12 protein-coding genes are annotated in these 12,843 nt (G+C 66.4%); 4 read left to right on the top strand and 8 right to left on the bottom strand.

All coding sequences use genetic code 11. The annotated features are described in order from the left end of the window. The first annotated feature begins 47 nt into the window (after positions 1-47). Complete coding sequence (locus AC5P7U_RS10605) at positions 48-902, top strand: endonuclease/exonuclease/phosphatase family protein (RefSeq protein ID WP_197564395.1); 855 nt, start codon at positions 48-50, stop codon at positions 900-902. 18 nt (positions 903-920) lie between these two features. Here the strand turns inward: AC5P7U_RS10605 and AC5P7U_RS10600 are convergent, their stop codons facing one another. The 7 genes from AC5P7U_RS10600 to AC5P7U_RS10570 form a co-directional block, all read right to left on the bottom strand. Further along, positions 921-1,184, bottom strand: a complete 264-nt coding sequence (locus AC5P7U_RS10600) for a hypothetical protein (RefSeq protein ID WP_008264756.1) — start codon at positions 1,182-1,184, stop codon at positions 921-923. 248 nt (positions 1,185-1,432) lie between these two features. Next, on the bottom strand, positions 1,433-2,854 hold the full coding sequence (locus tag AC5P7U_RS10595; protein ID WP_008265700.1) for an efflux transporter outer membrane subunit: 1,422 nt from the start codon (positions 2,852-2,854) through the stop codon (positions 1,433-1,435). Beyond that, positions 2,848-3,585 (bottom strand): SDR family oxidoreductase, encoded by a 738-nt coding sequence (locus tag AC5P7U_RS10590; RefSeq protein ID WP_006433769.1) that lies wholly within the window; start codon positions 3,583-3,585, stop codon positions 2,848-2,850. The genes AC5P7U_RS10595 and AC5P7U_RS10590 overlap by 7 nt, the downstream gene beginning before the upstream one ends. Before the next feature lie 64 nt (positions 3,586-3,649). Continuing rightward, positions 3,650-6,820, bottom strand: coding sequence for an efflux RND transporter permease subunit (locus AC5P7U_RS10585; protein ID WP_197564396.1), 3,171 nt, complete (start codon positions 6,818-6,820; stop codon positions 3,650-3,652). Positions 6,821-6,947: 127 nt separating this feature from the next. Beyond that, entirely contained in the window at positions 6,948-8,171 is a 1,224-nt protein-coding gene (locus AC5P7U_RS10580) for an efflux RND transporter periplasmic adaptor subunit (protein ID WP_040008003.1), read from the bottom strand. A 91-nt stretch (positions 8,172-8,262) separates the two neighbouring features. Further along, a complete protein-coding gene (locus tag AC5P7U_RS10575) occupies positions 8,263-9,033 on the bottom strand; it encodes an SDR family NAD(P)-dependent oxidoreductase (RefSeq protein ID WP_495221068.1) in 771 nt (256 codons plus the stop codon). Then, the gene (locus AC5P7U_RS10570) at positions 9,030-9,257 is read right to left on the bottom strand and encodes a hypothetical protein (protein ID WP_049456214.1); all 228 of its coding nucleotides are present in this window, start codon (positions 9,255-9,257) and stop codon (positions 9,030-9,032) included. The genes AC5P7U_RS10575 and AC5P7U_RS10570 overlap by 4 nt, the downstream gene beginning before the upstream one ends. Positions 9,258-9,404: 147 nt before the next feature. On the opposite strand from AC5P7U_RS10570, the gene AC5P7U_RS10565 reads away from it, so the two are divergent. Then, positions 9,405-10,436: a LysR family transcriptional regulator gene (locus AC5P7U_RS10565; protein WP_006433556.1), complete on the top strand. Its 1,032-nt coding sequence runs from the start codon at positions 9,405-9,407 to the stop codon at positions 10,434-10,436. A gap of 98 nt (positions 10,437-10,534) precedes the next feature. Here the strand turns inward: AC5P7U_RS10565 and AC5P7U_RS10560 are convergent, their stop codons facing one another. Next, positions 10,535-11,425 carry a LysR substrate-binding domain-containing protein gene (locus AC5P7U_RS10560; protein WP_197564399.1) on the bottom strand — a complete coding sequence of 297 codons (891 nt, stop codon included), beginning with the start codon at positions 11,423-11,425 and terminating at the stop codon, positions 10,535-10,537. Positions 11,426-11,543: 118 nt separating this feature from the next. Between AC5P7U_RS10560 and AC5P7U_RS10555 the strand changes: the two genes are divergently transcribed. Both AC5P7U_RS10555 and AC5P7U_RS10550 read left to right on the top strand, forming a co-directional pair. Beyond that, positions 11,544-12,269, top strand: a complete 726-nt coding sequence (locus AC5P7U_RS10555; protein WP_495221067.1) for an SDR family oxidoreductase — start codon at positions 11,544-11,546, stop codon at positions 12,267-12,269. An 89-nt stretch (positions 12,270-12,358) separates the two neighbouring features. After that, on the top strand, positions 12,359-12,843 hold a 485-nt coding region (locus tag AC5P7U_RS10550), incomplete at its 3' end, for a hypothetical protein (RefSeq protein ID WP_495221066.1).

Below are 12,843 nucleotides of genomic sequence, written 5' to 3'. Positions count from 1 at the left end.
GTGGCATGCTCCGTGAAACCGTTTTCATGGAATGGAGGGATTCCACGATGTTGCCGCGTTTCCACCGCCGGGCGCTGTGCGCGCTGCTGGCACTTGCTCTGCCTGCCTTCGCCTGGGCGGCCACGCCCGCGCCGCTGAAAGTGATGTCGTTCAATGTCCGCACCCCGGCCGATACCGAACCTGGCAAGCGCTGGCCGGACCGTCGCGATGCGATGGTCAAGGTCATCCTCGATGCGCATCCGGCGGTGATCGGCACCCAGGAACTGGTGAAGGAACAGGCCGATTACCTGTCCGAGCACCTGCCCGGCTACCGCTGGTTCGGCGAAGGCCGTCGTGGCGGCGGCGGCGACGAGCACATGGGCGTGTTCTACGACAGCAAGGTGCTGGCCATCGAGGCATCCGGCAACTTCTGGTTGTCCGATACACCGGACGTACCCGGCAGCATCACCTGGGGCAACCTGTATCCGCGCATGGTCACCTGGGCGCTGTTCCGGCGCCTGGAGGATGGTCGTCGCTTCTACTTCATGGATACCCACCTGCCCTACCGCGACGAGGACGAACCGCGCCGGGTGAAGGGTGCCGAGCTGATCGGCAAGCGCCTGGCCACCCTGCCGGCCGACCTGCCGGTGGTGCTGACCGGCGACTTCAACAGCGAACCCGGCGGCGATACCTACAAGGCGTTCACCCGCGTGCTGCAGGACACCCGCCCCCAGGTGAAAGCACCGCAAGGCCCGCGCCTGACCTTCCATGATTTCACCGGCAAGGCCACCGTGCAGCTGGACTGGGTGCTGGTGCGCGGCTTCCACGCACGCAGCTTCCTCACCGACGACCGCCGCATCGACGGCGTGCTGCCGTCGGATCATTTCCCGCTGGTGGTCGAGCTGGACTGGCCGAAGTCCTGAACCTGCACGGCAGCCGCGCTACGGTGGCGGCTGCCGTGACAACAGGCGGTACAGCGCCTGATGCTGGTCGCGTGCCTGGCAGATGCGGGCGCCGACGGCGAGAAACACGGCCACGCCGATCAGTCCCAGGCCAAGCAGCGGATCCGGCAGCCGTATGAATCCGATCGCTGCGGCCATCGCCGCCAGCACCATCAGCACCACCACTGCCACCGAAAGCCCTGCGCCGGGTGGCCCCGGATCTCCGAACAACATGCGCTGGGTATCCCGTTTGCCATCGGTCATCACCTGTCCTCCCAAGAGCCTGCCCCACTAGTTACACGGCGGACACGGCTTCCGGCAGAGTCAGAAACGTCATGACTGTGACAACGTCCACAGCCTGCATCGCGCTACCCGGCCCCGGTTGCCGAACTGCGGATTCAGCGGCGACGGCCAGCACCTGATCGCCGAAGACATCGGCCCCCTTCCCGGCTGTCGTTCACTGGCCCTGAACCAGGAAGGGGACGGACGCTACTGCCTCCGTCCCCTCGGGGTTACTGCAGCTGCGCCACGCTGGGCGCCTGCGGCGACTGTCCCCAGCCGCCCAGTGCCTTGTACACACCCACCACGCTGACATTCACCTCTGCCTCGGCCGCGGCCAATGCATCGTCGGCGGCCAGCTGCGTGCGCTGCGCGTCCAGCAGGGTCAGGAAGTCCTCCGAGCCCTCGCGATAGCGGATCTGCGCCAGCGATTCGGCACGCCGCGCCGCCTGCGCCTGTTCGACCACGATCGCCAGCCGCGCCTGCTGCTTGGAGTAGCGGGTCAGTGCGTTCTCGGTGTCTTCCAACGCCAGCAGCACCGCCTGCTCATACTGCGCGGCCACACCTTCGGCCTCGGCCTTGCTGGCACGCAGGCGTGCACGGACGGTGCCGAAATCGAACGCCGCCCAGCTCAGCGACGGGGTCAGCGACCAGGCCTTGTTGTTGCCGTTGACCAGACCGCTGGCATCGCCACCCAGGAAGCCGACGAAACCGGACAGCGACAGCCGCGGGAACAGATCGGCGGTGGCCACGCCGACGCGTGCGGTGGCAGCGGCCAGGCGACGTTCGGCCACGCGCACGTCGGCGCGCTGGCGCAGCAGTTCGCGGGTATCGCCCAGCGGTAATGCCTTGGCGAACGCCGGCACCTCGTGCGGTGCGAGCATCGCGGTGAGCACTTCCGGGCGCTGCCCCAGCAGCACCGCCAAGCGGTTGCGCGACTGTGTCTCGGCCACTTCCAGCAGCGGAATGTCAGCCTCGATCGCCTTCAGGCGGGCACGGCTGCTCTGCACGTCCAGTTCGCTGCCGGCACCGAGCTCCCAGCGCGCCTCGGTCAGCTTCTGCGTGTCGCGCAGATTGACCAGGGTGTGCTGGGCCACCGCAATGCGCTTCTGCGTACCGCGCAGCTCGAAGTAGTTGCGTGCTACCTCGGCGGCGATCAGCACCTGCGCGTCGGCGAGGTTGGCCTGCTCGGCATCGAGGTCGGCACGCGCGGCTTCTGCAGCGCGGCGCTTGCGGCCGAACAGATCCAGCTCCCAGCCGGCGTCGAAGCCGAGCTGGTAGCTTTCACTGAACACCCGCTGCCCACCCAGCTGCGGATCGGGTTGCTTGCGGCGGTCGTAGCTGCCGCCAGCAGTGATGTGCGGGGCCTGGTCGAAACGGCTTTCGACGAACACCGCGCGGGCCTGGCTGACGCGGGCGACGGCCACGCGCAGGTCGAGGTTGTCCGACAGTGCGCCATGCACCAGTTCTTCCAGCACCGGATCATCGAACTGCGCCCACCAGCTGGCCACCGGCGACGTGCTGGTGAACACCGGCTGCTGTGCGCCCTGCAGGACGACCGGCTCCTGCACCGGCGCCTTGTAGTTCGGGCCGACGCTGACACAGCCCGCCAGCACCAGGCTGGAGACGGCCATCGCCAACGTGCGGATCACCATGGCAGCACCTCGCCCAGGTAGGTGAAGCTGCCGCTGGCGCCGGATTCGCCGATCAGCGCCATTTCCACGCTGGAGCGTGCGCCTTCGCTGATTTCGATTTCGCCGTTGCCACCATTCATGTCGGTCTTCACGTAACCCGGATGCACGGTGTTGACCTTGATCGGGGTGTTGCGCAGTTCGTAGGCCAGGCTCAGGGTCCAGCTGTTCACTGCCGCCTTGGAGGCGTTGTAGGCCGGAATCTTGAAGTCGTAGATGCCCGACGCCGGATCCGCGTGCAGGGTCTGCGAGCCGAGCATGCTGGACACATTGACGATGCGCCCGGACTTGGCCTGCTTGACCAGCGGCAGGAACGCCTGGGTCACGGCCACCAGCGCATACACGTTGGTATCGAAGGTGCGCTTCCAGGTATCGAGCGACTGTTCCGAGGGGGCCTGCGCCGGGTTCTCGATCATGATGCCGGCGTTGTTGACCAGGATATCGAGGCGGCCATGGCGCTGGCGCACCTGCTCGACCGCCTCGGCGATGCTCGCTGCATCGGTCACGTCCAGCTGGATGGCTTCCACCGGCAGGCCTTCGGCCTGCAGCTTCAGCGCCTGCTCCACGGCGGTCTCGCGCTTGCGGCCGGCCAGCAGCGTGTGCACGCCGGCCTGCGCCAGCTGGCGCACAGTCTCGGCACCGATGCCACGGGTAGCGCCGGTAACCAGCGCGATCTTGTTCTGATGGGTGTTCATGGATTCATGCCTTGTGAGGGGAAAGCCGCCGCCGGCCACTGACCGGCGGCGACGGGGTTCCATGTCAGTGATGGATGGTCGGCTCGCCGTGCTGCACCAGCTGGCCACCACCGTTGCGGGTGACGAACTTGCGCAGGGCGACGTAGAACACCGGGGTGAGGAACAGGCCGAACAGGGTCACGCCCAGCATGCCGGCGAACACGGTGATACCGGTCACCGAGCGCACTTCGGCGCCTGCACCGTGCGACAGCACCAGCGGTACGGTGCCGGCGATGAACGCGATGGAGGTCATCACGATCGGGCGCAGACGCAGGCGGCAGGCTTCCAGCGCGGCTTCGACGATGCCCTTGCCGCCCATCTCCAGCTCTCTGGCGAATTCGACGATCAGGATCGCGTTCTTGCACGCCAGGCCCATCAGTACCACCAGGCCGACCTGCACGAACACGTTGTTGTCACCACCGGTCAGCCACACGCCGAACAGCGCCGACAGCAGGGTCATCGGCACGATCAGGATCACTGCCAGCGGCAGCGACCAGCTTTCGTACAGCGCGGCCAGCACCAGGAAGGCCAGCATGATCGCCACCGGGAACACGATGAAGGCCGCCTTGCCCTGGGTCGCCTGCTGGTAGCTGAGGTCGGTCCATTCGGTGGTCATGCCCACCGGCAGTACCTTGCCGGCAATCTCGGTCAGCTTGTTCATCGCCTCGGCCGACGACAGCAGGCGCGGGTCGGCTTCACCGGCCAGGTCCGCTGCCGGATAGCCATTGAAGCGCAGCACCGGGTCCGGGCCGAAGGTCTGCTTGATGGTGACCATCGAACCGATCGGCACCATCTCGCCACGGTCGTTGCGGGTACGCAGCTTGCCGATGTCCTCGACCGTCTCGCGGAACGGACCGTCGGCCTGGGCGATCACCTGCCAGGTCCGGCCGAACTGGTTGAAGTCATTGACATAGGCCGAACCGAGGTAGGTCTGCAGGGTGTCGAACAGCTCGGTGAGCTGCACGCCCTGCGCCTTGGCCTTGACGCGGTCCACTTCCGCATCCAGCTGCGGCACGTTGGCCTGGTAGCTGGAAATCGGGAAGGCCATGCCCGGGGTCTGCGCAACGGTGCCCTGCATCGCCTGCACGGCATTCTGCAGTGCGCCGTAACCCAGGTTGCCGCGGTCCTCGATGAACATCTGGTAGCCGTTGCCGTTGCCCAGGCCGAGGATCGGCGGCGGCATCATCGCGAACGCGAAGCCCTCCTGCAGCCCAGCGATCTTCTGGTTGATCTCGGCATTGATCTGCGCGGCGGTACGGCCATGACGCTCGGCGAACGGCTTGAGCGGAATGAACGCCACACCGGTGTTCGGCGTGTTGGTGAACTGCAGCGCGTTCAGGCCCGGGAACGAAATGGTGTGGGCCACGCCGTCGGTTTCCTGGGCGATCTTGGCGACCTTGCGCAGCATTTCATCGGTGCGCGCGATCGACGAGCCTTCCGGCAGCTTCACACCGGCGATCAGGTACAGCTTGTCCTGGGTCGGGATGAAGCCCGGCGGCACCAGCTTGAAGATCACGCCGGTACCGACCAGCAGGATCGCGTAGACCACGAACACCGCGCCACGACGGCCGAGGATGCGGGCCACGCCACGCTCGTACTTCTCCGAGCTGGACTTGAAGAAGCGGTTGAACGGACGGAACACCCAGCCGAACAGGCGGTCGATCAGGCGGCTCGGGCCATCCTTCGGCGCACCGTGGGCCTTCAGCAGGCGCGCGGCCAGGGCCGGCGACAGGGTCAGCGAGTTGATCGCCGAGATCACCGTGGAGATGGCGATGGTGACCGCGAACTGCTTGTAGAACTGCCCGGTGACACCGGACAGGAAGGCCATCGGCACGAACACGGCACACAGCACCAGCGCGATCGCCACGATCGGGCCGGACACTTCACGCATGGCCTGGTGGGCCGCCGCGGTGGGCGACAGGCCTTCCTCGATGTTGCGTTCGACGTTCTCCACCACCACGATCGCATCGTCGACCACGATGCCGATCGCCAGCACCAGGCCGAACAGGCTCAGCGTGTTGATCGAGAAGCCCAGCAGGTACAGCGCAGCGAAGGTACCGACCACCGACACCGGCACCGCGATCAACGGGATGATCGAGGCACGCCAGGTCTGCAGGAACAGGATCACCACCAGCACCACCAGCGCGATGGCTTCCAGCAGCGTGGAGACCACGGCCTTGATCGAGTCGCGCACGAAGATGGTGGTGTCGTACACCGCTTCGTACTTCACGTCGGCCGGCATGGTCTTCTGCATCTCGTCCATCGTCGAGATGACCTGGTCGCGGATCTCCAGTGCATTGGCACCCGGCGACTGGAAGATACCGATACCGACCGCGTTCTTGCCGTCCAGCTGCGAGCGCAGCGTGTAGTCGCCAGCACCCAGTTCCAGCCGGGCCACGTCGGCAAGGCGCACGATCTCGCCATCGGCGCCGCTCTTGAGCACGATGTCGCCGAATTCCTTTTCGGTCTTCAGCCGGCCCTGGGCGTTGATCAGGGTCAGGAACTGGCTGTTCGGCAGCGGTTCGGCGCCGAGCTGGCCGGCCGAGACCTGCACGTTCTGCTCGCGCATGGCGCGCACCACGTCGCTGGCGGTCAGGCCGCGCGAAGCCACCTTGTCCGGGTCCAGCCAGGCGCGCATGGCGTAGTCGCCGCCACCGAAGATCTGCGCGTCACCCACGCCTGGAATACGCGCCAGCGCATCCTTGACGTGCAGGCGTGCGTAGTTGCGCAGGTACAGGGTGTCGTACTTGCCTTGCGGCGAGGTCAGGTGCACCACCATCAGGAAGGTCGGCGACTGCTTCTGCGTGGTCACGCCCTGCCGGCGCACGTCCTCGGGCAGGCGCGCCTGCGCCTGCGCCACGCGGTTCTGCACCTTCACCGCCGCCGCGTCCGGGTCGGTGCCCGGGCGGAAGGTGACGGTCATCTGCAGCACGCCATCGGAGCCGGCGACCGACTTCAGGTACATCATGCCTTCGACGCCGTTGATCGCTTCTTCAAGCGGCGTGGCAACAGTCTCGGCAATGACCTTGGGGTTGGCGCCCGGATACACCGTGCGCACCACCACCGACGGCGGCACCACTTCGGGGTACTCGCTGATCGGCAGGATTGGAATCGTGATCAGGCCTGCGGCGAAGATCACGATCGACAGCACCGCCGCGAAGATCGGCCTGTCGATGAAGAAACGGGAAAAGTCCATGGAGGAATTCCTGGGAAATGCCGTCGGCGGGCAACAGCCACCCTGCCCCTCGCCGATATGACGAAGGCAGGGAAGGCTGCCGCTGGCGCCGGCAGCTAAGCGGAAACGCGGATCAGGAGACGGCGGATCAGTGGTTCAGTGCGGCGGTGGCATCGCGGCCCGGTGCCGGCGCGGCCTGTGGCTGCATCGCCACGGCCTTGGCCTGCACCGGCATGCCCGGCATGAAAACCTTCTGCACGCCGTCGATGATCACCTTGTCACCGGCAGCCAGCCCGTGCTCGACGATGCGCAGGCCTTCGGCGGTACGGCCGAGCTGGATGTCGCGGCGCTGCGCCTTGCCATCCTTGTCGACCACGTAGACGTACTTGCGGTCCTGGTCGGTCAGCACGGCCTTGTCATCGATCAGCATGGCCTGGAACTGGCCGCTGCCGAGCAGCTGCACGCGGGCGAACAGGCCCGGCGTGAACTGGCGGTCGGCATTGTCCAGCAGCGCGCGGACGCGGATGGTGCCGGTGCTGCGGGCCACCTGGTTGTCGAGGAAGTCGACCTTGCCCGAGTGCGGGTAGCCTTCTTCACCGGACAGGCCGACCTTCACCGGCAGATCGCTGTCACGCTCGCTCGGGCGCTCGCCCTTGCGTGCCATCTGCGCGTAACGGAGGAAGGTGCTTTCGTCGGCATCGAAGTAGACGAACACGGTATCCAGCGAGACCAGCGTGGTCAGCACACTGGCGCTGTCGCCGGCGGTGACCAGGTTGCCGGCGGTGACCATCGCGCGGCCGGCACGGCCGTCGATCGGGGCACGCACCTTGGTGAACTCCAGGTTGAGGCGGGCCGCGTCCAGCGCGGCCTGCGCCGCCTGCACGGCGGCACCGGACTGGTCCGCGGCAGCGCGACGCTGCTCGGCGGTCTCGGTGGAGATCGCCTGCTGCTCGGACAACCGCTTGGCACGCTCGGACTCACTGCGGGCCAGCGTGGCCTGGGTGCGGGCGCGGGCCAGTTCGGCGGCGGCACGATCGTACTCGGCCTGGTAGCTGCGCGCGTCGATGGTGAAGAGCACTTCGCCCTTCTTCACTTCCTGGCCTTCGACATAGTTGACCTTGTCGATGTAGCCGGACACGCGCGGACGCAGTTCAACGCTCTGCACCGCTTCAACGCGGCCGCTGAACTCGTCCCACTGGCTGACCTGCTTGACCAGCACCGGCGCGGCACTGACCTGCGGCGGCGGCGGTGCACCGGCTTCTTCGGCATGGCCGCCGCTGCAGGCTGCAAGCACGGCCGCGGCGAGGATCGACACGCCGACCATCGCGATGCGATGGCCGAAACGATGTGGGGTGGTATTGGGGGAAGTCATGGCATGCATCCGTACGGAGGGGTGGTACAGCTATATGAAAAGGTGTTGCGAAAATCGGCGGCGCATACTGCGACCTCAACCATGGTCGAGGTCAAGCAACGCCTGCGGTATCGCGCCAGAGCGGGGGAACTTCCAGGTGCAGCAGGCGGCGCGGCAGTTCGGCATCGCTGCTGTCGCAACGGACAATGGCGCGGTTGTCGCGGCAACCATCGAGCAGCGAGACCACGCGACGGCCGACCAGCAGCGAGCTGGGCCACTCGATGCAGGCGTTGGCCGCGTTGGCCGGGGTACAGACCGGGCTGCAGACTTCCAGCATCTGCGCACGCACGCCCAGCGCCTGCGCTTCCTGATGCACCACCTGCGCATACATGCGCAGGGCGGCGGTGGTGATCGAGGTCTCGCCGTAGCCCGCCCACGGCTTGGCATTGGCCGGGCTGCCGATCATCACGTAGCGGCGCGCGTGCACGTTGTCCTGCAGCAGCGGCAGCAGGTGGCGCACCGCATGCACGTGCGGCATCAGGTCGGCCTGCATTGCGCCCATCAGCTCGTCACCGTTGCGATCGGTCACGCGGCCACGGCGGTAGGGGCCGCCCATCGCAGCGATGACCGCTGCCAACGGACGCGGCCGCTGCGCGATGCGCTCGGCCAGCGTGCGTGCCGAACCATCATCGCTGAGCGAGCCCAGCAGCGTTTCCAGGCCCGGCTCATCGGCGAACTGTTCGTGCAGTGCCCCCAGCCGGCCCGGATCGCGACCGACCACCAGCACCGGGCTGCCGGCTTCCAGCAATGCGCCGACCACACCCTGGCCCACGGCGCCGGTGCCGCCGAGGACCAGGACTTCGGGCGTCAGCATCCCATTCACGGGACATTTCCTCCCAAATCCGGGATAGTCCCAATTCGACGCAGCCGGTCACCCTTATGCGGGGCCAGGCGGATGACGCCGCCACGCTGCTGACGCATGGGCGCGGTAAACTCTCGGAAATCCTTGTGCACCAAGGAACTCGGGCGGGCTTCAACGGTCATCGCCAGGTCCAGGGTGTTCTGGCCGGCGTTCCGGAGACGGGCAAGAATGTTGCGCAGGCTCATGGCGGACGGGCTCCAAATAACGAATGGCGCCACGATAGACCTCAAACCTTTACTTGATTAGTCCTGATTAAGGGGAATAATCATCCCGTTCCCGGTCCAATCGTTCTGTCACGATTGTCCCATCCCCGACGTCCAGGATCCCTGACCATGTCCCACGATCTCAATGAGACGCTGATCTTCGTCAAGGTGGTCGAGCAAGGCAGCTTCATTGCCGCTGCCAAATCGCTCGGCCTGCCCAAGACCACGGTCAGCCGCAAAGTGCAGGAACTGGAGACGCGCCTGGGCGCGCGCCTGCTGCACCGGACCACGCGCCGCCTTGGCCTGACCGAAGCCGGTTCGATCTATCACGAGCATTGCCAACGCATCGCACGCGAGCTTGAAGAGGCCGAGAGCGCGGTGAGCCAACTGCAGTCCGGCCCGCGCGGCTGGCTGCGCTTCACCGTGCCCTACTCCATCGGCATCACCTGGATCGCACCGCTGCTGGGCCAGTTCCATGCGCAGTATCCGGAGATCCGCCTGGACATGCACATGGGCAACGAGAAGCTGGACCTGATTGCAGGCGAGGCGGATCTTGCGTTGCGCGTGGGTGCCCTGCCCGATTCCAACCTGGTCGCGCGCAAGCTCGGCAGCCTGCGCACGCAGGTGTTCGCCAGCCCGGCCTACATCGAACGCTATGGCGAGCCGCTGCATCCGGAAGAGCTGCAGTTCCATCGCATCCTGGCAATGCGCAAGCCGTACCACACCGGCAACTCGCCACGCTTCACCTGGCAGCTGGGCGAGAACGGCGGCGAACTGCGTGACTTCCCGGTCACACCGCTGATGACGGCCAATGACATGTCTGCACTGAACGGCGCGCTGGTGTGCGGCGAAGGCCTGCTGCTGACTGGCGATGTGATGGCCAAACCGTTCGTCGAGTCCGGCATGGTTCGCCGCGTGCTGGCCGGCTGGACCGGCCCGGAGGTGGACTTCAACGCCGTGTTCGCCGGTGGCCGCCTGGTCTCGCCGAAGGTGCGTGCGTTCGTCGACTTCCTGGTCGAGAAGCTCAACTTCGACGCCAACTACATGCTGGCGCAGTGCCCGGGCGCGAAGCTGGCACAGCAGCAGAAGGCGCAGGAAGACGCCGCGCTGGAGAGCAGCGGCAAGCGGATCCTGGAGAAGGTTGCCGCGCCGGCAGCATGATGCCGTCTGTAGTCGAGCCATGCTCGACTGCGCCTATTGCGCCTATGTAGAGTCGAGCCAAGCTCGACTTCCGGAAAACAGTCGAGCATGGCTCGACTCTACAGTTCGGACAGCACGTGCTCGACCAGCGCGCGCAGTTTCGGCTCGGCCTGGCGACGGCTGGGGTAGTACAGGAAGAATCCGGCAAACCGCGGGCAATACGCGTCCAGCACGGACACCAGCTCACCGCGTTGCAGCCACGGCCGCCAGGTCTCTTCCATGCCGATGGCCAGGCCTGCGCCGGCCAGCGCCAGCCTGACCATCACGCCCATGTCGTTGCTGGTGATTTCCGGCTGCACATCGACACTGAATTCACGGCCCCGCTCTTCGAACTCCCAGCGATAGGGCGCCCTGCCCGGCGCACTGCGCCAGCCGATGCAGCGATGGCTGGCCAGTTCCCGTGGGTGCGCCGGCAGCGCATGGGCATCACGATAGCCCGGCGAGCACACCACCAATTGGCGCTGCCGCGCCGATACCGGCACCGCGATCATGTCCTGGGCAATGACCTCGCCCAGACGCACGCCTGCATCGAAGCCCGCGCCGACGATATCGAACGCTTCATCGGTCACGGTGATGTCCAGTTGCAGCGCGGGATAGCGCGCAGCGAATGCCGCCAGCATCGGGCCGGCCAGGAACGCCTCGGCAATGGAGGACACGGCAAGCCGCAGTTGCCCGGAGACGACGGCCTGGCGGCGCAGGCTGGCCTCGAGCGCATCGCCCAGTTCCGCCAGCGCAGGGCTGACCGAGACCAGCAGCGCCTGCCCGGCATCGGTGAGGCTGACGCTGCGGGTCGTGCGCAGCACCAGGGCGATGCCCAGCGACTGCTCCAGCTTTGCGATGGTCTGGCTGACCGCCGAACGGGTCACGCCGAGTTGATCGGCCGCGGCGGTGAAGCTGCGGCAGTCTGCCACCCGCTGGAACACGGCGAGAGCGTTGAGATCGACGGCCATTGATTAGCACTTCTGAACAAGGTGATCAGCAGTCGCCATCTTATCGCGACAAGGTGCGCCGTCTACCGTGGCAACACCGGGCACACCCCGGCACTCCCTACCCTTCAGAGACAACGCCATGGCCTTTTCCCGAACCATCCTCATCACCGGCGCCTCCAGCGGCATCGGCGCCGGCATAGCCCGCTCCCTCGCGCAACCGGGGGCACGCCTGGTACTGGGTGCCCGCCGCCTGGACCGTCTGCAGGCGCTGGCCGGCGAGCTGCGCCAGCAGGGGGCCGAGGTGCTGGTGCATGCCCTGGACGTGACCCGGCGCGCGCAGGTGGAGGCGTTCGCCGAAGCCGCCCGGCAACGCTTCGGCTCAATCGACGTCATCGTCAACAATGCCGGCGTGATGCCACTGTCCCTGATGGGCTCGCTGAAGGTGGAGGAATGGGACCGGATGATCGACGTGAACATCCGTGGCGTGCTGTACGGCATCGCTGCCGTGCTGCCCGGCATGATCGCCCAGCGCAGCGGCCAGATCATCAACATCGCCTCGGTCGGCGCGCTGTCGGTCGTGCCGACCGCAGCGGTCTACTGCGCGACCAAGTATGCGGTGCGCGCGATTTCCGACGGCCTGCGGCAGGAGCACCGCGAGCTGCGGGTGACCTGCATCCATCCTGGCGTGGTGGAAAGCGAGCTGGCCGACAGCATCACCGATCCGGCCGCGGCCGAGATGATGGTCGGCTACCGCGCGATCGCCCTGCAACCGGATGCGATCGGCCGCGCCGTAAGATTTGCGATCGAGCAGCCTGCGGATGTGGACGTGAATGAAATCGTGGTGCGGCCGACGGCGACGGTGTGAGCCGGGCATTCCGCTCTGGTAGAGGTCGAGCGTGCTCGACCGCCTTCTGTAGAGTCGAGCCATGCTCGACTCCATGCAAGCAGTCGAGCATGGCTCGACTCTACAAAAGCGAAAAAGCACGCGGTCATGCGGTGTGCCGAGCAAGCTCGGCACCTACGGAAAATGCCGCCTGCAAGGGCGGCATTTTTGTTCCGGCGGGCAGACTCCCGGTAGATGCCGACCTTGGTCGGCACTGCACGCAAACGCAGCGACCGGAAACGCTGTCGGTGTGCCGAGCAAGCTCGGCACCTACGGAAAATCCTGCCTGCAAGGGCGGCATTTTCGTTCCGGCGGGCAGACTTCCGGTAGATGCTGACCTTGGTCGGCACTGCGCGCAAACGCAGCGACCGGAAACGCTGTCGGTGTGCCGAGCAAGCTCGGCACCTACGGAAAATGCCGCCTGCAAGGGCGGCATTTTCGTTCCGGCGGGCAGACTCCCGATAGATGCCGACCTTGGTCGGCACTGCACGCAAACGCTGCGACCGGAAACGCTGTCGGTGTGCCGAGCAAGCTCGGCACCTACGGAAAATGCCGC

Source organism: Stenotrophomonas sp. YJH_SMC_57 (genome assembly GCF_059369755.1).
The sequence above is the reverse complement of the archived record's forward strand: the minus strand, read 5'-3'. Positions and strand labels throughout refer to the sequence as shown.